Origin of the sequence: Vibrio sp. 10N.247.310.17 (genome assembly GCF_041466605.1) — a bacterium.
In the GTDB taxonomy this organism is placed as follows: Bacteria; Pseudomonadota; Gammaproteobacteria; order Enterobacterales; family Vibrionaceae; genus Vibrio; species Vibrio tasmaniensis_A.
The window spans coordinates 22,289-41,793 of sequence record NZ_JBFSTC010000009.1; the positions used below are offsets into that span (position 1 = coordinate 22,289).

General features: G+C 46.0%; 18 protein-coding genes. 6 read left to right on the forward strand and 12 right to left on the reverse strand.

Annotated features, from left to right (window positions below; genetic code table 11):
* Positions 1–94: 94 nt before the first annotated feature.
* Positions 95–1,618, reverse strand: a complete 1,524-nt coding sequence (locus AB6D80_RS04735; protein WP_135445424.1) for a YifB family Mg chelatase-like AAA ATPase — start codon at positions 1,616–1,618, stop codon at positions 95–97.
* Between the two features lie 471 nt (positions 1,619–2,089).
* Here AB6D80_RS04735 and ilvG point away from each other — a divergent pair, with 471 nt between their 5' ends.
* From ilvG to ilvA, 5 genes are read left to right on the forward strand one after another with little or no spacing between them, the layout of a single operon-like run.
* Positions 2,090–3,736: an acetolactate synthase 2 catalytic subunit gene (gene ilvG, locus AB6D80_RS04740; RefSeq protein WP_017096608.1), complete on the forward strand. Its 1,647-nt coding sequence runs from the start codon at positions 2,090–2,092 to the stop codon at positions 3,734–3,736.
* A 1-nt stretch (position 3,737) separates the two neighbouring features.
* The gene (gene ilvM / locus AB6D80_RS04745; protein ID WP_009848112.1) at positions 3,738–4,022 is read left to right on the forward strand and encodes an acetolactate synthase 2 small subunit; all 285 of its coding nucleotides are present in this window, start codon (positions 3,738–3,740) and stop codon (positions 4,020–4,022) included.
* Between the two features lie 12 nt (positions 4,023–4,034).
* The gene (locus tag AB6D80_RS04750; protein ID WP_017103133.1) at positions 4,035–5,003 is read left to right on the forward strand and encodes a branched-chain amino acid transaminase; all 969 of its coding nucleotides are present in this window, start codon (positions 4,035–4,037) and stop codon (positions 5,001–5,003) included.
* A gap of 45 nt (positions 5,004–5,048) precedes the next feature.
* Positions 5,049–6,890, forward strand: coding sequence for a dihydroxy-acid dehydratase (ilvD, locus tag AB6D80_RS04755; protein WP_009848114.1), 1,842 nt, complete (start codon positions 5,049–5,051; stop codon positions 6,888–6,890).
* 2 nt (positions 6,891–6,892) lie between these two features.
* Positions 6,893–8,437 carry a threonine ammonia-lyase, biosynthetic gene (gene ilvA / locus AB6D80_RS04760; RefSeq protein ID WP_102558252.1) on the forward strand — a complete coding sequence of 515 codons (1,545 nt, stop codon included), beginning with the start codon at positions 6,893–6,895 and terminating at the stop codon, positions 8,435–8,437.
* A 100-nt stretch (positions 8,438–8,537) separates the two neighbouring features.
* Here the strand turns inward: ilvA and punR are convergent, their stop codons facing one another.
* The gene (punR, locus tag AB6D80_RS04765; protein WP_009848116.1) at positions 8,538–9,452 is read right to left on the reverse strand and encodes a DNA-binding transcriptional activator PunR; all 915 of its coding nucleotides are present in this window, start codon (positions 9,450–9,452) and stop codon (positions 8,538–8,540) included.
* Positions 9,453–9,615: 163 nt separating this feature from the next.
* Between punR and punC the strand changes: the two genes are divergently transcribed.
* Positions 9,616–10,827: a purine nucleoside transporter PunC gene (gene punC / locus AB6D80_RS04770; RefSeq protein WP_009848117.1), complete on the forward strand. Its 1,212-nt coding sequence runs from the start codon at positions 9,616–9,618 to the stop codon at positions 10,825–10,827.
* A gap of 123 nt (positions 10,828–10,950) precedes the next feature.
* On the opposite strand, the gene glmU is transcribed toward punC, so the two are convergent.
* The 10 genes from glmU to AB6D80_RS04820 all read right to left on the reverse strand — a co-directional run bounded on the left by glmU (position 10,951) and on the right by AB6D80_RS04820 (position 19,425).
* Complete coding sequence (gene glmU, locus AB6D80_RS04775; protein WP_372187892.1) at positions 10,951–12,312, reverse strand: bifunctional UDP-N-acetylglucosamine diphosphorylase/glucosamine-1-phosphate N-acetyltransferase GlmU; 1,362 nt, start codon at positions 12,310–12,312, stop codon at positions 10,951–10,953.
* Positions 12,313–12,494: 182 nt separating this feature from the next.
* Positions 12,495–12,917, reverse strand: coding sequence for a F0F1 ATP synthase subunit epsilon (locus AB6D80_RS04780; protein WP_004735742.1), 423 nt, complete (start codon positions 12,915–12,917; stop codon positions 12,495–12,497).
* Positions 12,918–12,935: 18 nt separating this feature from the next.
* Entirely contained in the window at positions 12,936–14,339 is a 1,404-nt protein-coding gene (atpD, locus tag AB6D80_RS04785; protein ID WP_009848119.1) for a F0F1 ATP synthase subunit beta, read from the reverse strand.
* A 34-nt stretch (positions 14,340–14,373) separates the two neighbouring features.
* The gene (gene atpG / locus AB6D80_RS04790; protein WP_009848120.1) at positions 14,374–15,240 is read right to left on the reverse strand and encodes a F0F1 ATP synthase subunit gamma; all 867 of its coding nucleotides are present in this window, start codon (positions 15,238–15,240) and stop codon (positions 14,374–14,376) included.
* Positions 15,241–15,288: 48 nt separating this feature from the next.
* Complete coding sequence (atpA, locus tag AB6D80_RS04795; protein WP_009848121.1) at positions 15,289–16,830, reverse strand: F0F1 ATP synthase subunit alpha; 1,542 nt, start codon at positions 16,828–16,830, stop codon at positions 15,289–15,291.
* A 13-nt stretch (positions 16,831–16,843) separates the two neighbouring features.
* Entirely contained in the window at positions 16,844–17,377 is a 534-nt protein-coding gene (atpH, locus tag AB6D80_RS04800) for a F0F1 ATP synthase subunit delta (RefSeq protein ID WP_009848122.1), read from the reverse strand.
* 15 nt (positions 17,378–17,392) lie between these two features.
* Entirely contained in the window at positions 17,393–17,863 is a 471-nt protein-coding gene (gene atpF / locus AB6D80_RS04805) for a F0F1 ATP synthase subunit B (RefSeq protein ID WP_010433231.1), read from the reverse strand.
* A 59-nt stretch (positions 17,864–17,922) separates the two neighbouring features.
* Positions 17,923–18,180, reverse strand: a complete 258-nt coding sequence (gene atpE, locus AB6D80_RS04810) for a F0F1 ATP synthase subunit C (RefSeq protein ID WP_004411110.1) — start codon at positions 18,178–18,180, stop codon at positions 17,923–17,925.
* Positions 18,181–18,229: 49 nt separating this feature from the next.
* Positions 18,230–19,027 (reverse strand): F0F1 ATP synthase subunit A, encoded by a 798-nt coding sequence (gene atpB / locus AB6D80_RS04815; RefSeq protein ID WP_009848124.1) that lies wholly within the window; start codon positions 19,025–19,027, stop codon positions 18,230–18,232.
* Positions 19,028–19,035: 8 nt separating this feature from the next.
* On the reverse strand, positions 19,036–19,425 hold the full coding sequence (locus tag AB6D80_RS04820; RefSeq protein ID WP_008221392.1) for a F0F1 ATP synthase subunit I: 390 nt from the start codon (positions 19,423–19,425) through the stop codon (positions 19,036–19,038).
* Between the last annotated feature and the right edge of the window lie 80 nt (positions 19,426–19,505).

Consider the following 19,505-nt stretch of genomic DNA (forward strand, 5'->3'; position numbering starts at 1 on the left):
CATAACAACGAAAGCCTACGTAAAAAGCAGGCTTTCTTGTTTCTATACCAATCACAGTAAATAAATGACCCGTTGTTTACTACGATTGGTATGACTACACCGCTTGAGCCGTAAGTTGCTTCAACAATCGATCCATTGCTCGGTAGCCAAGCGCTTCCGATAAGTGCTTCTTTTCAATCTGTTCGTTACCGTCTAGGTCTGCAATGGTTCGCGCTACCTTGATGATTCGATGATAAGCACGAATTGATAAACCTAATCGATGCAGAGCCGTTTCCAGAAATTCTGCATCCTCACGCCTCAATGGGCAGTACTTTTCAATTTCTCGGCTACCTAACAGTGCATTCGATTTATGGTTTCGAGATAACATCAACTCGCGAGCCTGCTTAACCCTTTGCTTAACGACTTGAGTGGTTTCACCACGGTCACCACCTTCGGCTAACATCCCTTTAGGCAACAGAGGGATCTCTAATGACATATCGAACCTATCCAGTAATGGCCCCGATAATCGATTGAGATAGCGCAATATGATCTGCGGATTAGCTCGCGCTTGATTGCCTTCGTAATAACCTGTTGGGCTAGGGTTAAGTGCACCAACTAATTGAAAGCGAGCAGGAAAGCGAGTTTTACCCGCAACACGGGAGATAATGATTTCACCCGACTCTAGTGGCTCTCGCAGTGAATCAAGCACCTTACGCTCAAACTCTGGCATCTCATCAAGAAACAATAAGCCGTTATGCGCCAAAGAGATCTCTCCGGGGCGAGGTATCGAGCCACCACCGACCAATGCTGCCATCGAACTCGAATGGTGTGGGGAACGGAAAGGTCGTTGCTTCCAGTTGTATTGATTGATCTCTTGCTGCGTTAAAGAGGCTACCGACGCGGTTTCCATCGCCTCGCCGTCACTCATTTCGGGCAACAAATCGCGCAATCGAGACGCCAACATGGTTTTTCCAGTTCCGGGCGGGCCGAGAAAAAGCAGGTTATGGTTGCCCGCTGCGGCGATCTCCAGTGCTCGCTTACCTTGTTGCTGGCCAATAATATCTTGTAAGTCACGATTATCAGACACATCTACATGATGATGCTCGGTTCGATATAAACCAAGCTGAGCCTGGCCACACATATCAGCGCAAACCTCCAACAAGGTTTGTGCAGATTTATGCGCTCCCTTGCCAACTAAGGCCGCCTGATCACCGTTATGGTGCGGAACCACTAAGCATCGTTCAACGCTATCGGCGGCTAACGTCGCTGGCAACACGCCCTTTACTGAACGCAACTCTCCGGACAACGCCAACTCACCGATAAATTCATGTTGAACTATTTTTGATGTAGGAAGCTGATCGGACGCCACCAAAATCCCAAGCGCAATTGGCAGATCGAAACGTCCTCCCTCTTTGGGTAAATCTGCAGGTGCAAGGTTGACCGTGATTCTTTTCGATGGAAATTCAAAGCGAGAATTGATGATGGCACTCCTTACTCGATCTTTAGATTCCTTGACCGTCGTTTCAGGTAGACCCACCAGCGTAAAACCGGGCATTCCGTTGCTAATATGCACTTCCACAGTCACTTCTGGTGCCTCTACACCCACACTAGCTCGGCTATGAATTATTGCGAGTCCCATAACTTTCCTTTGTCTTTGATTTAAAAGTATTCACTCTGGATATTCATTGCTCACCAAAGCCATAAGGTTGTTATATAGCGTGGTGGAATGGTGTTTTAATGTGAAAAAAGAATGACATTTTCCTTGTCATGCAGCAGATTTGTGTGATAACACTAGAGATGTAGACATTTACTTAAGACAATAAACGAGAAAACTCGAACTTTATGACATTTAACGCTCGCATTTACGCACTGATTAACCTGATTATCGTAGTCATTATTGAGACTGCGCGGGGGCGAGTGGGAAAAAAGTAACCACGAATTAGAAAAAACCCCCGCACTGAAAAGTCCGGGGGTTTTTTCTAATTTAGACATTCGATTTTATATTTTGAAACATTTTCGGCTTTGCCGATTTACAGGAAGAATGGGAGCACAAGATGTGCAGAGACAATGGAAACAATTACCAAAACAAAGGTAATACGGAGGAATTACGATGAAAGGCGCAGAACTGGTCGTATCCGCACTCAAGCAACAAGGCATTGAGACCGTATTTGGTTACCCTGGCGGTGCCATCATGCCAATCTACGATGCACTCTATGACGGCGGGGTTGAACATATCCTATGTCGCCATGAGCAAGGCGCTGCAATGGCCGCTATCGGTATGGCTCGAGCAACGCAAGACGTCGCTGTTTGTATGGCAACCTCAGGCCCGGGTGCAACTAACCTAGTCACAGGTCTTGCTGATGCTTTTATGGATTCCATCCCACTCGTAGCGATCACTGGTCAAGTTGCTAGTTCCCACATTGGTACCGATGCATTCCAAGAAATGGATGTGATTGGTATGTCTCTGTCATGTACTAAACACAGCTACCTTGTTACCGATATTGAAGATCTTGCGCCGACATTGGCTGAAGCATTTATCGTTGCAAAAGCAGGGCGTCCCGGTCCGGTTATTGTCGATATCGCTAAAGATGTTCAACTAGCAGAGTCCCCTGTAAAAATTCTTCCTGAATTTACACCCCCCGCAATTCCTGTAGTGACAACGGATGCTATTGAGCAAGCTCAGTACTTCTTGTCTCAAGCGACTCGTCCTGTTTTATACGTAGGTGGTGGCGTTCAACTGGCGAAAGCAACCGATGCTGTTCGTGAGTTTTTACGTCTAAACCCAATGCCTGCAGTAAGCACACTAAAAGGCTTAGGCACCATTGAACGTGACGACCCACACTACTTGGGTATGCTGGGTATGCACGGCACCAAAGCCGCTAACCTAGTGGTTCAAGAAAGTGACCTGTTGATTGTTGTTGGCGCTCGTTTTGATGACCGAGTAACCGGCAAGCTCGACACCTTTGCACCGCACGCTAAAGTTATCCATATTGATATCGATGCGGCAGAGTTCAGTAAACTACGTCTTGCCGATGCACCAATTCGTGGTGACATCAACAAGATCATGCCTCAACTGGAGCTAAGCCAAGACATCTCTTCTTGGGTTCATCACTCCGAAGGCCTTCGTAGCTCATTCAAATGGCGTTACGACCACCCTGGCGACCTTATCTTCGCACCTCTGTTGTTGAAACAACTGTCAGACATGATGCCTGCGAGTTCTATGGTTTCGACCGATGTTGGCCAACATCAGATGTGGGCAGCTCAACACATTCAGCCACGCGATCCACAAAACTTCATCACTTCAGCGGGCTTAGGCACTATGGGCTTTGGCCTACCTGCAGCCATGGGTGCATCGGTTGGTCGTCCTAATGACCAATCTATACTTATCTCAGGTGACGGCTCGTTCATGATGAACATTCAAGAGCTTGGTACGCTGAAGCGTCGCCAAATCCCAGTAAAAATGGTGCTGCTTAACAACTCGCGCTTAGGCATGGTTCGCCAATGGCAATCGCTGTTCTTTGATGGCCGACACAGTGAAACCATCTTGGATGACAACCCGGATTTCGTCATGCTAGCGAAAGCATTTGATATCCCGGGCAAAACCATCACGCGTAAAGAAGAAGTAGAACCAGCACTGAAAGAGATGCTAGAGAGCAAAACCGCTTACCTACTTCATGTTCTTATCGATGAAGAAGAGAACGTATGGCCACTAGTACCGCCAGGTGCTTCAAACAGTGAGATGTTGGAGAACACATAACATGAAAAGATACCTATTAGACATCAAAGCCGATGATAAGCCTGTACTACTAGAGCGTGTTCTTCGTGTTATCCGCCACCGTGGCTTTATTGTTAAGCAAGTAGCTGGCACTCAAAACCACGAAAGCAAAGTGGCGAGTGTTGAGATCATTGTCGACAGTGAGCGTCCGATCTCTTTCTTGGTAAACCAAATCGAAAAACTGTGGGATGTGCGTACCGTTGACGTTATCTCGATCAGCCGTAATGAATTGCCAAACAACAACTTACAACAAAAGATAAACGCATAAGGAACCGCTAACATGACAGCTAAAACAGCAGACTATATTTGGTTTAATGGTGAGATGGTTCCTTGGGCAGAGGCGAACGTTCACGTCCTGACTCACGCAATGCACTACGGTACTTCTGTGTTTGAAGGTGTTCGTTGCTACAACACACCAAAGGGTCCGGTTATCTTCCGTCACCCAGAGCATGCTAAGCGCCTAAAAGACTCAGCAAAAATCTACCGCTTCCCTATTCCTTACACTGAGGAAGAAATTATGGATGCGACTCGCGAAACGCTACGCCAAAATAAGCTAGAGTCAGCGTACATCCGCCCTCTCGGCTTTGTCGGTAACGTTGGCTTAGGTGTTTGCCCGCCTGAAAACACAGAGATGGATCTGATCATCGCTGCTTTCCCTTGGGGTTCTTACCTAGGCGAAGAAGCGCTAGAAAACGGCGTTGATGCGATGATTTCTAGCTGGAACCGTGCCGCTCCAAACACTATCCCAACCGCAGCAAAAGCCGGTGGTAACTACCTATCTTCACTACTGGTTGGTGGTGAAGCTCGCCGTCATGGTTACGATGAAGGCATCGCACTGAGTGTTGATGGTTACCTTTCAGAGGGTGCAGGTGAGAACATCTTTGTGGTACGTAACGGCGTACTATCAACGCCACCAGCGACCAGCGCAATTCTGCCGGGTATCACTCGTGATTCGATCATGACACTAGCAAAAGACATGGGTTATGAGATCCGTGAGGAGAACATTGCTCGTGAAGCACTATACCTTGCCGATGAAGTATTCATGACAGGCACAGCTGCCGAAATCGTTCCGGTTCGCAGCGTAGACAAAATTACAGTAGGTGAAGGCAAACGCGGTCCTATCACTGAAAAAGTTCAAGCGGCTTACTTTGGTTTATTCAATGGCACGACTGAAGATAAGTGGGGCTGGTTAGATTATGTTTACCCAGCAGACCAAACTTCAGCAAACCAAACGCAAACAACTAAGTAAGCAACTAAGTAAGCAACAGCCAAATATTTTATAAGGATTTAAGCAATGCCAATCTATCGTTCAGCAACGACTACCCACGGACGCAACATGGCTGGTGCGCGCGCTTTATGGCGTGCAACTGGCGTTAAAGATGATGACTTCGGTAAGCCGATCATCGCGGTTGTAAACTCGTTCACTCAATTTGTACCAGGCCACGTTCACCTTAAAGACATGGGTCAACTGGTTGCGGGTGAAATCGAGAAAGCCGGCGGTATCGCTAAAGAATTCAACACCATCGCAGTCGATGATGGTATCGCAATGGGCCACGGCGGTATGCTGTACTCACTGCCATCACGTGAGCTTATCGCAGACTCGGTAGAGTACATGGTCAATGCACACTGTGCAGATGCGATGGTGTGTATCTCTAACTGTGACAAAATCACTCCGGGAATGATGATGGCAGCAATGCGCCTTAACATCCCAGTGATCTTTGTATCAGGCGGTCCAATGGAAGCAGGTAAAACCAAGCTTTCAGATCAAATCATCAAGCTCGACCTTGTTGATGCGATGATTCAAGGCGCCGATCCAACGATTTCAGACGAGCAAAGTGAGCAAGTAGAACGTTCTGCATGTCCAACCTGTGGTTCATGTTCAGGTATGTTCACAGCAAACTCAATGAACTGTCTAACAGAAGCACTTGGCCTATCTCAGCCGGGTAACGGTTCAATGCTGGCGACGCACGCAGACCGCGAAGAACTGTTCATCAATGCCGGTAAGCGCATCGTTGATCTAACCAAGCGTTACTACGAGCAAGACGACGAGTCAGCACTGCCACGCAACATCGCAAACCGCGCTGCTTTCGATAATGCGATGGCGCTTGATATCGCAATGGGTGGTTCTAGTAACACCGTTCTTCACCTTTTAGCAGCCGCTCAAGAAGGCGACATTGATTTCGATATGGATGATATCGATGCGATGTCTCGCCGTGTACCACACCTATGTAAAGTGGCACCTTCAACACCGAAGTACCACATGGAAGACGTTCACCGTGCTGGTGGCGTAATGGCTATCCTTGGTGAACTTGACCGTGCAGGTCTATTGAACAACCAAACTCGCACTGTGCTTGGTCTAAGCATGCAAGAGCAACTTGCTCAGTACGACATCATGCAGACAGAAGACGAAGCCGTGCTTAAGTTCTTCCGTGCTGGCCCTGCGGGCATCCGTACAACTAAAGCTTTCTCACAAGATTGCCGTTGGGATCGCCTTGATGACGATCGCAAAGAAGGTTGTATTCGCACTAAAGAAAACGCATTCAGCCAAGAAGGCGGCCTAGCGGTACTTTCAGGTAACATCGCGGTTGATGGTTGTATCGTTAAGACCGCGGGTGTTGATGAAGAAAACCTTAAATTCCAAGGCCCTGCTATCGTATTCGAAAGCCAAGATACGGCAGTAGACGGCATCTTAGCGGGTAAAGTAAAAGCCGGCGAAGTGGTTGTTATTCGTTACGAAGGTCCTAAAGGTGGTCCGGGTATGCAAGAGATGCTCTACCCAACGACTTACCTAAAATCTATGGGGCTAGGAAAGTCGTGTGCGCTTCTAACTGACGGACGTTTCTCTGGTGGTACATCAGGCCTGTCTATCGGTCACGCATCTCCAGAAGCTGCAAGTGGCGGTGTGATAGGTCTAGTAAACACTGGCGATATCATCACTATCGACATCCCTAGCCGCTCAATCACACTTGATGTGCCAGAAGCAGAGCTTGAAGCACGTCGCGTTAAACAAGATGCACTAGGCTGGAAACCAGAAAACCGTCAGCGTGAAGTGTCTTTCGCACTGAAAGCTTATGCAAGCATGGCGACCAGTGCCGACAAAGGCGCTGTACGTGATAAGTCTAAACTTGAGGGCTAACTATGAGTGATGACACCTCCAGCCCCCAAAAACAAACTGGCGCAGATTATCTGCGTCAGATCCTGAGAGCGCCGGTTTACGAAGCGGCAATCGTGACACCTCTGCAGGATATGCCACGTTTAAGCGCGCGCATTGGTAATCAGGTTCAGCTTAAACGAGAAGACCGTCAGCCGGTGCACTCGTTCAAGCTACGTGGTGCCTACAACATGGTATCAAGCCTTTCTGAACAACAGAAAGCCGCAGGTGTGATTGCTGCATCGGCAGGTAACCATGCTCAAGGTATGGCGCTGTCCGGTTCTAAGCTTGGTATTCAGACCACGATTGTGATGCCAAAAACGACGCCGGATATCAAGGTTGATGCGGTACGCGGATTTGGTGGTAACGTGGTTCTGCACGGCAGTAATTTCGATGAAGCAAAAGCGGAAGCGGAACGCCTATCGGCTGAACATGGCTTCACCTTTGTACCTCCTTTCGATCACCCACTGGTGATTGCTGGGCAAGGTACTATGGGCATGGAGATGCTGCAGCAAAACGGTCACATGGATTATATCTTTGTGCCGGTTGGTGGTGGTGGCTTAGCCGCTGGTGTTGCAGTGCTTATCAAACAACTGATGCCAGAGATTAAAGTGATTGCGGTAGAGCCTGAAGACTCAGCTTGCTTGAAAGCAGCACTGGATGCGGGTGAACCAGTAGTACTGGATCAGGTCAGCATGTTTGCTGATGGTGTTGCGGTTAAACGCATTGGTGAAGAAACCTTCCGTCTTTGCCAACAGTACATTGATGGTCATATTACCGTCTCTAGCGATGAAATCTGCTCTGCGGTAAAGGACATCTTTGAAGACACCCGTGCAATTGCCGAACCTTCAGGAGCACTTGCTCTGGCAGGTCTTAAGAAGTTTGCTGAACAAAACAAACTGCAAGATAAGCAACTGGCGACGGTATTGTCTGGTGCTAACACCAACTTCCACGGTCTGCGTTATGTCTCTGAGCGTTGTGAGTTAGGTGAGAAGCGAGAAGGTCTGCTTGCGGTGACTATTCCAGAGCGACAAGGTGCGTTCCTAGAGTTCTGTAACATTATTGGTGGTCGAGCGGTGACTGAGTTTAACTACCGCCACAACGACGAAAGCCTGGCGAATATCTTCGTTGGTGTACGTCTACAAGGTGGACAAGAAGAACTCGAACACATCATCAATGACTTACGTGAGGGTGACTACGCGGTTGTCGACTTGTCTGATGACGAGATGGCAAAGCTGCACATTCGTTACATGATTGGCGGTAAACCATCGAAGCCATTAAAAGAACGTCTTTACAGCTTTGAGTTTCCTGAATACCCAGGTGCATTGATTAAATTCCTTGATACCTTAGGGACTCACTGGAATATCAGCCTGTTCAACTATCGTAACCATGGTGCCGATTACGGTCGAGTGCTGTGTGGCTTCGAACTCGGTGATGATGATTTGGCTCAGTTCTCTACGCACTTAGAAGAACTCGGCTACCAATGCAAAGATGAAACCGATAACCCTTCCTACAAGTTCTTCTTGTCTTAAGAGTTAACGACCGAATCAAAAAAGAGCGAGTATTTACTCGCTCTTTTTATTGGTGCTGATTCAGCTCAAGCTTGAAAAGGATCTTCTTGTAAATAGATCATTAGATCGCCTTGCGATGATCCAACCAATCTTGGTGAAGTTGCTCACTTGATCCTAAATATTTGACCATCCATTCGATCAATTTATGGTTATCGTCTTTTCGCCACACCAAACAACAATGACTCTGCGGGCTTGGCTCGGGCAATATTTTTTCTACCAGCAAACCTTGCTCAATAATAGGTGCGGCGATATGCCTTGGCATGTAACCCACCCCAACACCATTTTTAAGACACTCTATCGCACTGTACCAGTTAGGTAACAATAGACGTCTTTGATTCGAAAAGTGCCCTGTGTGTCGCTTAGGCAGTACACTAGAGGTATCATCCAAACATATTGCTGGGTATTGACTGACAAAGGCTTCATTAAGGTTTTGCTCTCGCACACACGGGTGACTGGGTGACATCACAAATGCCCAATCTAACCGCCCCATATCCTTAACTTCAAAGTCACCACCAACCGGAATCGCCGAGGTTGCACCAATCACGACATCCGCCCTGCCCTGTGCAATGGCTTCCCAAGAGCCGTTAAACACTTCCATGTTAATCTGCAGCTCAGCGAACTCAAAGGTTTGATAAAACTCTTCAATCATAGGCTTCATCTTGTCGAGCTTAACCACGTTATCAAGCGTTAGGCGCAAGGTTTTCTTCCAACCACGCGCTGCTCGGCGAGTTTGGGCACTGAGTTCTTCCATCTGTCTCAGCAGTTGACGAGCCTCTTCAATAAACAGCTCTCCTGCAGGTGTCAGCTCTACTTTTCTTGGTAAGCGTCTGAAAAGTAGAACATCAAGCTCTTGCTCTACCTGCCTAACCCCATAGCTGATCGCTGAGGGCACTTTGTGCAACTGTTCAGCAGCTGCGGTAAAACTACCCAAGCGCGCCACAGTGTCGAGCATTTCTAAAGAGGATTTAGAGAACATAAGCCTTCAAATTTTTTGATTGATAACCACATATTTTAGCGTTTTATTTTATCAGGTCTGAAAAATAGAATGTCAGCATAAATAAACAGGGGCTCTAACTTCTGTATATCAAACAATTTTTTTGATGATAAAAACATCATTACCTTTAGTTTAATGGCATCTTATGAATATTTCTAAATTTCAATTAGTCTACCTTGCAGTTCTTTCAATGCTTGGCTTTATTGCGACTGATATGTACCTTCCTGCATTTAAGGCAATGGAAGTTGATTTCGCAACCGGCCCAGAGCAAATTGCTCTTTCTCTAACTGTATTCCTTGGTGGTATGGCAATGGGTCAGCTTCTTTGGGGTCTGGCGAGTGACAAGTATGGTCACCGCAATACGTTGGCGGTTGGTCTAGTAATATTCACCGCCGCTTCATTTGGCTTAGCATTCAGTACCGAAGTATGGCATCTACTGACACTGCGCTTCATTCAAGCGATCGGTGTATGTGCGCCTGCGGTAATTTGGCAAGCCATGGTTATCAAGCGTTACTCTCAGAGCAGTAGCCAGCAAATTTTTGCTACTATCATGCCTCTAGTAGCGCTATCTCCAGCACTAGCACCTCAACTGGGTGTGTTGCTAGCAGACAGCTTTGGCTGGCACAGTATCTTCATTACATTGACTTTGATGGGCGCACTACTAATTGCAACAACAATGGCTCAACCAAAAGAAGCGCCTGAAGTAAAACAGACATCGATTAAGACAGACATCAAGATGTTGATAAAATCAAAACCTTACATGGGTAATGTTTTAATGTTTGCTTCGGCATCTGCAGCGTTCTTCGCTTACCTAACGGGTATGCCAGAGATAATGGCTCAGCTAGGTTATGAAGCAAAAGACATCGGTTTGAGCTTTATCCCACAGACAATCGCGTTCATGGCGGGTGGTTATTTCGGTAAGCAAGCGGTGAAGAAATATGGCGATGGCGTTGTACTAAGAAATCTTATCGGTTTGTTCAGCGTTGCAGCAATGCTTATCTTCATTGCATCACAGTGGGAGCTGACGTCAATCTGGCCTCTGCTTGCGCCTTTCTGTTTGATTGCTGTCGCAAACGGCGCACTTTACCCAATCGTAGTAAACCGTGCCCTATCAAGCGCTAAACAAAGCCCAGCAACAGCTGCTGGCCTACAAAACAGCCTGCAAATCAGCATCAGTGGCCTATCAAGTGCATTGGTCGCAGCAATGGCTAGCCAAGCACTAAGCGCGACGGGTATTGCAGTTGTGATCTGTTTGGGTGCGTTGTGGGTTGGTTATATTGTTTCGAACAAAGAGCTTTCTGAACACTTCGCGACACCAGACAACTCTCGAGTGGTCGCTGACGAGAAACAAGACTAGTTTCTAAGTTAAAGAAAACAAAAAAGAGCGAGATTAATCGCTCTTTTTTTATATCTAGATATCTAAGAAAAACCAGTAGAAGTGCTATTAGCTCTATCGCAGTCATCTGCTTTATAGTTGAGGCTACTTTTTCTTAGTCGGACGCTGCCAGTTGGCAATTTTACGTTCTTTCGCACGACTAATAACAAGCTCGCTCTCTGCAACATCACGAGTCACCGTTGAGCCCGCACCGACAGTTGCGCCGTTGCCAATAGTAACAGGTGCGATTAATTGGCTGTCTGAGCCAACAAATACGTCATCGCCAATGATGGTCTTAAACTTGTTCGCGCCATCGTAGTTACAAGTGATAGCACCCGCACCCACATTTACACGTTGACCGATCTCAGCATCACCTAGGTAAGTAAGGTGATTAGCTTTAGAACCCTCACCAAGACGAGTGTTCTTCACTTCAACAAAGTTACCTACATGCGAATTGTTACGCATGTCAGCTCCAGGACGTAAGCGAGTGAATGGACCAACCGTACAGTCTTCACCAATTGTCGCACCTTCGATTACGCTGTATGGGCGAACGATAGTGTTGTCATCAATCTCACAGTCTTTCAATACACAACCAGTGCCGATAACCACATTATCGCCAATGCTTACACTGCCTTCGATGATAACGTTAGTATCAATCTCAACATCCATACCACACTGCAATTCACCACGTAGATCAAAGCGGCTTGGGTCACGTAACATCACGCCTTGCTTTAATAACTTGTCTGCTTGTTCAGCTTGGTAAGCGCGCTCTAGACGAGCCAGTTGAGAGCGGTCGTTCACGCCTTCAACTTCAATTGGGCTTACTGGATGTACAGCCTCAACCGCACGACCTTCATCGTGAGCAGCTGCAATAACGTCTGTCAGGTAATATTCACCCTGTGCGTTATCGTTGCTTAAGCCAGACAACCAACGTTTCAGATCGCCACCAGTAGCCACCATAACGCCAGTATTAATCTCTTTGATAAGCTTCTGCTCATCGGTTGCATCTTTTTGCTCAACGATAGCGACAACCGGGCCATTGCGACGAATGATACGACCGTAGCCCATCGGGTTGTCTAACACGACCGTTAGTAGTGCGATACCACCGTTTGGTTGAGCGTCTAATAGGTTTTCAATGGTTTCAGGAGAGATTAGTGGAACATCACCGTATAGCACCAATACTTTTTCATCATCAGCGAAATGTGCAGATGCTTGATCTACAGCGTGACCAGTACCTAGCTGCTCAGCTTGCAGTGCCCAATTTACAGATTCTTCAGCTAGAGTAGCCTTCATCTGATCACCGCCGTGGCCGTAAACCAGGTTGATATTTTGAGCGCCTAAACCATTACATGTATCGATAACATGCTTCACCATTGGCTTACCCGCAAGCGTGTGTAGAACCTTTGGTGTGTTTGAATACATGCGAGTGCCTTTGCCCGCCGCGAGAATCACTGCGCTAAACTTCATTGTAAACCTATCCAACAGTATTTTTATTAAGCCGATATTGTAACCGTTTTTGGCCAAAAAATTAAATCACAATAACCATTTAACCAGTAGTGATGTGTAAAAGATGCATTTTTCAGAACCTAAAAATGCAAAAAGGCGACCCTTAGGTCGCCTTTATCTCAGAGTCTATAATCTTAAAAAGATTAACGACGCTGCTTTGTCAGTTCGATAACTCGTAACTGAGCAATGGCTTTAGCCAGTTCACCGGCCGCTTGTGCGAAGTCTATGTCGCCATGCTGATTTTGGATATTCTCCACAGCCTTGCGTTTAGCTTCTTCCGCCTTTGCTGCGTCTAGCTCTTCACCACGGATAGCTGTATCAGCCAGTACAGTCGCTGTACCAGGCTGAACTTCTACCATACCACCAGAAACATAAATAATTTCTTCGTGGCCGTGCTGCTTAACAATACGCACCATACCAGGCTTGATAGCGGTCAGCAGTGGAGTGTGACCATGGAAAATACCAAGCTCACCCTCACTACCGGTCACCTGAAACGTCTCAACAAGACCAGAGAAAATTTGTTTCTCGGCACTTACAACGTCTAGGTGAAAGGTTATTGCTGCCATATCGCCTCCTAGTTAGCCTTATAGCTTCTTAGCATTCTCGATAGCTTCGTCAATTGCACCACAGTACATGAACGCTTGCTCTGGAATGTCATCGTATTCACCAGATAGAAGACCTTGGAAGCCACGTAGAGTCTCTTTAAGAGGTACGTAAACGCCTGGGTCACCTGTAAATACTTCCGCTACGTGGTAAGGCTGAGTTAGGAACTTCTCAATCTTACGAGCACGAGATACAACTTGCTTATCTTCTTCAGATAGCTCGTCCATACCTAGGATAGCAATGATATCTTTCAGCTCTTTATAGCGCTGAAGAGTAGACTGAACGCCACGAGCGATGTCGTAGTGTTCTTGTCCAACTACCAATGGATCCAGTTGACGTGAAGTAGAATCTAGCGGGTCGATCGCTGGGTATAGACCCATAGATGCGATGTTACGGTTAAGTACAACCGTTGCATCCAAGTGAGCGAACGTTGTTGCTGGAGACGGGTCAGTCAAGTCATCCGCAGGTACGTATACCGCCTGTACAGACGTGATAGAACCAGCTTTAGTTGACGTGATACGCTCTTGTAGAACACCCATTTCTTCAGCTAGTGTAGGTTGGTAACCTACCGCAGAAGGCATACGACCTAGAAGTGCTGATACTTCAGTACCTGCTAGTGTGTAACGGTAGATGTTATCAACGAACAGTAGAACGTCACGACCTTCGTCACGGAAACGCTCTGCCATTGTTAGACCAGTCAGTGCAACACGTAGACGGTTACCTGGTGGCTCGTTCATCTGGCCGTAAACCATCGCTACTTTTGATTCTTCAGGTTTTTCGATGTTTACAACACCTGCTTCCTGCATCTCAAAGTAGAAATCGTTACCTTCACGAGTACGCTCACCTACACCTGCAAATACAGATAGGCCTGAGTGTTGAAGTGCGATGTTGTTGATAAGTTCCATCATGTTAACGGTCTTACCTACACCAGCACCACCGAATAGACCGATTTTACCACCCTTAGCGAATGGACAAATCAAGTCGATTACTTTAACACCAGTTTCTAGAAGAGCTGTCTCGTTAGACTGCTCTTCGTAGCTTGGAGCTTCACGGTGAATGGCGTAATGCTCTTCAGCACCAATCTCGCCACACTCATCAATCGCGTCACCTAGGACATTCATGATACGACCCAATGTCTTAGTACCTACTGGTACTGAGATTGGAGCGCCAGTATTTTCAACTGTCAAACCACGACGTAAACCATCAGAGCTACCCATTACGATTGCGCGAACTACGCCACCGCCAAGTTGTTGCTGAACTTCAAGAACTAGACGCTCTTTCACTTCATTAACATTCAGAGCATCGTATACACGAGGTACTTCGCCCTGTGGGAACTCTACGTCGACTACCGCACCGATGATCTGTACGATCTTACCTGTAGCCATCGTTAATCCTCTAACTATTTAGTTTTACCTAAGCTTAAACCGCAGCTGCGCCTGAAACGATCTCAGAAAGTTCTTGTGTAATCGCCGATTGACGGGCTTTGTTATACACAAGTTCTAAGTCATCAATAATGTCACCAGCATTATCTGTTGCTGATTTCATTGCAATCATTCGAGCCGCTTGCTCACAAGCAAGGTTCTCGACCACACCTTGGTACACTTGAGATTCGACATAGCGAACCAATAGTGCATCTAGTAGTGGCTTTGGCTCGGGCTCATAAATGTAGTCCCAAGAATGACTGCGTTTCATTTCTTCGCTGTCTGATTTAGGCAAAGGAAGTAATTGATCGATCGTTGGTTCTTGAACCATAGTGTTTTCAAACTTGTTGAACACTACGAACAGGCGATCTAGTTCGCCTTCATCATATTTCTTCAGCATAACGCTCACAGAGCCAATCAAGTCTTCAAGGCTTGGACGATCGCCCAGACCAGAAACTTGAGCTGCTACTTTCGCGCCGCTGTTGTTGAAAAATGCTGTTGCTTTAGAGCCTACAATTGCAAGCTCAACATCAGCACCTTTCTCAGACCAATCTTTCATGTCGTTCATGGCTTTCTTGAACAAGTTAATGTTCAAACCACCACAAAGACCACGGTCTGTAGAAACGATGATGTAACCAACACGTTTGGCTTCACGTTCCTCAAGATAAGGATGCTTATACTCGAGGCTACCATTAGCCAAATGACCGATCACTTTACGCATTGTTTCTGCATATGGACGAGTAGCTTCCATTGCGTCTTGAGAACGACGCATTTTTGAAGCTGCTACCATTTCCATTGCTTTCGTAATCTTCTGTGTGCTTTTAACACTACCGATTTTATTACGTATCTCTTTTGCGCCGGCCATCGTTACTCTCCGTTAATGGTATGAGGTGGCCCTAAGACCACCTACCAATTACCAGGTCTGGGTTGCCTTGAAATCGTCAACAAGCTTCTTCAGCTCAGCTTCGATTTCTTTGTTGAAAGCACCCGTTGCGTCGATCTGTGTTACTAGATCAGCGTATTGACCACGAGCAAACGACAGTAAAGCAGCTTCAAAGTCTAGAACTTTAGAAAGTTCAACGTCTTGAAGGTATCCACGCTCTGCAGCGAAGATTACTAGAGCTTGGTCAAATACAGACATAGGAGCGTATTGCTTCTGCTTCATCAGTTCTGTAACTTTTTGACCGTGGTCTAGCTGCTTCTTAGTCGCTTCATCAAGATCCGAAGAGAACTGAGCAAATGCTGCAAGTTCACGGTATTGAGCTAGAGCAGTACGGATACCGCCAGATAGCTTCTTGATGATTTTAGTCTGCGCCGAACCACCTACACGAGAAACTGAGATACCTGGGTCAACAGCTGGACGTACGCCCGCGTTGAATAGCTCAGTTTGTAGGAAGATCTGACCATCAGTAATCGAGATTACGTTCGTTGGTACGAATGCAGATACGTCACCAGCTTGCGTTTCGATGATAGGAAGAGCTGTTAAAGAACCAGTCTTGCCTGTCACTTCGCCGTTAGTGAATTTTTCTACGTATGCTTCGCTTACACGAGCTGCACGCTCTAGTAGACGAGAGTGAAGGTAGAAAACATCACCTGGGAACGCTTCACGACCTGGTGGACGCTTAAGTAGTAGCGAGATTTGACGGTAAGCGACAGCTTGCTTAGATAGATCATCATAAACAATCAGTGCATCTTCACCGCGATCACGGAAGTATTCGCCCATCGCACAACCAGCATACGGTGCAAGGTATTGCAGCGCTGCAGATTCAGAAGCCGATGCAACAACAACAACAGTGTTTGCTAGTGCGCCGTGCTCTTCTAGTTTGCGAACTACGTTAGCAATAGTCGACGCTTTTTGGCCGATAGCTACATAGATAGAGAAAATACCAGAATCTTTTTGGTTAATAATCGCATCGATCGCCATTGCTGTTTTACCAGTCTGACGGTCACCGATTACTAGTTCACGTTGACCACGACCGATAGGGATCATTGAGTCAACAGACTTGTAACCAGTTTGAACAGGTTGATCTACCGATTTACGGTCGATTACACCTGGTGCGATAATTTCTACAGGCGAAGTCAATTTAGCTTCGATTGGACCTTTACCATCAATTGGCTCACCTAGTGTGTTTACAACACGACCAAGCATTTCAGGACCTACTGGTACTTCTAGAATACGACCAGTACCTGTAACTTTCATGCCTTCCTGTAGGTCAGCATACGGGCCCATTACAACAGCACCAACCGAATCACGGTTCAAGTTTAGTGCTAGCGCGTAACGGCCACCCGGTAGTTCGATCATTTCACCTTGCATCACGTCCGCTAGGCCGTGGATGCTAAGGATGCCATCGCTTACAGAAACGATAGTACCTTCATTGCGAGCTTCACTAACAACGTCGAAAGATTCAATACGTTGTTTAATTAGATCGCTAATTTCAGTGGAATTAAGTTGCATGCTCCAATCCCCATTAAGACTGCAATGCATCGCTCAGGCGGTCTAAACGACTGCGCGCTGAGTTATCGATGACTAGGTCTCCGGCTCGAATAATAACTCCACTAAGTAGAGTCTCATCTATACTGCAATTCAGCTGAACTTTGCGCGCTAAGCGCTGTTCCAATTTGCTGCTAATCTCTGCACGTTGCTCTTCAGAAAGTTCTACCGCTGAAGTTACTTCAACGTCGATCTCTTTCTCATACTCTTTTTTGAGTATAAAGAACTCTTTACAAACATCAGGAAAAGCCATTAAGCGGCCATTCTCTGCCATCACTTTAATTAAGTTCTGACCGAATTCATCAAATTGTTCGCCACAAATTACAATGAATACTTCAGCTAATTTTTCAGCAGTCATAGAACCGCTTAATAAATTGTGAACATCATCATTTTGTGCCACTTCGGCAGCAAAAGTAAGCATTTGACCCCATTGGTCTAGCTCACCTTTATCTACCGCAAAGTCAAACGCTGCTTTAGCATAGGGGCGTGCGATTGTAGTCAAATCAGACATATACAGCCCCTTGCTTTAAAGTTTTGCAGTAATGTTGTTAAGAAGATCATCGTGTACATCTTTATCGATTGTACGTTCAAGGATTTTCTCAGCACCAGCTATAGCCAGAGTTGCGACTTGTTTGCGCAGGTCATCACGGGCACGTGTACGCTCTGCTTCAATTTCTGCTTCAGCTTGCGCTAAGATCTTCTGGCGTTCTGCCTGAGCCTCTTCGCGTGCTTCATCAATAATTTGAGCTTTACGTTTGTTTGCCTGATCAATAACCTCAGTTGCAGTGCGCTTTGCTTCTTTCATTTGCTCAGAAGCGTTGGCTTGTGCCAGGTTCAAGTCTTTAGCAGCGCGTTCAGCGGCTACCAGACCGTCAGCAATTTTTTTCTGACGTTCTTCAATTGCTTGCATGATTGGTGGCCATACATATTTCATGCAGAACCAAACAAACAGTGAAAAAGCAATTGCTTGACCTAGCAGAGTTGCGTTCATATTCACAACAGCTACCCCTCGTTAAGAATCAACTACAAAAATTTAATTAACTATTTAGAAGTTAATTAGCCTGCTAGTTGACCAACAAATGGGTTAGCAAACGTGAATAGTAGTGCGATTACGATACCGATCATTGGAACAGCATCCAATAGACCAGCGATGATGAACATCTTAACTTGTAGCATTGGAGCCATTTCAGGTTGACGCGCAGCGCCTTCTAGGAATTTACCACCAAGAATAGCAAAACCAATTGCAGTACCTACGGCACAAAGACCAACAATGATAGCAACAGCGATTGCTGAAAAACTTAGTACAGTTTCCATTTACGTTCTCCGATTAACATTAATAGTTAGAATAAAGCTTAAAAATTTTTTAGTGATCACTATCTTCATGAGCCATTGATAAGTAAACGATTGTCAACATCATGAAAACAAACGCTTGAATCAAAATAACCAAGATATGGAAGATAGCCCAAGGTAGTGCACCTACCCATTGTAAGTACCACGGTAGCATTGCCGCGATAAGAATAAACACCACCTCACCCGCAAACATATTACCAAATAAACGCATACCTAGAGATAGTGGCTTCGCTAATAACGAAATTACCTCAAGTACCAAGTTAAATGGAATCATGATTGGGTGATTAAATGGATGCAGTGCCAATTCTTTAGCAAATCCGCCTAGACCTTTCACTTTGATGCTGTAGTAGATCATCAGAGCAAAAACACCTAAAGCCATTGCCATTGTTATATTAACATCAGCTGTAGGAACCACTTTCAAGTAAGGGATACCTAGCCAATGCTCTGCAGGATATGGTAAGAAATCGATAGGCACTAAGTCCATCAAGTTCATAATGATAATCCAGCAGAATATAGTCAGTGCTAGTGGGGCAATCAGAGGGTTGCGGCCATGGAAAGTTTCTTTAACGTTGTCACCAACGAATTCCACTACCATTTCAACAAAACACTGAAGCTTACCAGGTACACCTACTGTTGCTTTCTTAGCGACTGAGCGAAAAACCCAAAGGAATAACATCCCTGTCAACACCGAAAAAAACAGACTGTCTATATGTACGTTCCAGAAACTTGTCTCCTCTACAAGACCAAACTTAGCTAAAGAAAGGTTTTGTAAATGGTGTTCAATGTATCCGGATGCTGTTGGCGCAGCCATAACTCATCCTATTTTTTATTGTTAATGAAAAGCACTGGCGCAAAGATATTAATACCTAGAACCAGTAAATAGGTCAGTTTGAGGGGAATTAATTCCACCTGCATATACATGTAGACGATAGAGAATAGTAGAACTGTGATTAAGATTTTGAGCGCTTCACCTGCATAGAACGACGCCGCAACTAACTTAGTTGCGCGAGCTCCACAAAATAGAAAAGCACACACACAAAAAACTACATTCGCGATGACAAAAATACCGCCACCGATTAATGCAGCAAAACCCCAATCAGGATTAACAGCTAAACCTAACCCTATCGCCACTAATATAACCGCGCTAAGCTCGATCAATAACATTTGCTTTGCAAGCACTCGTCCTGGTCTTGCTAACGCCGCTACCATGTATTCGTTCCTCTTTTAAGCCTACTTTGATACTCGCTTAAAAGCGTGCTGATAAATTGGCGAAAATTATACGTTCAGCC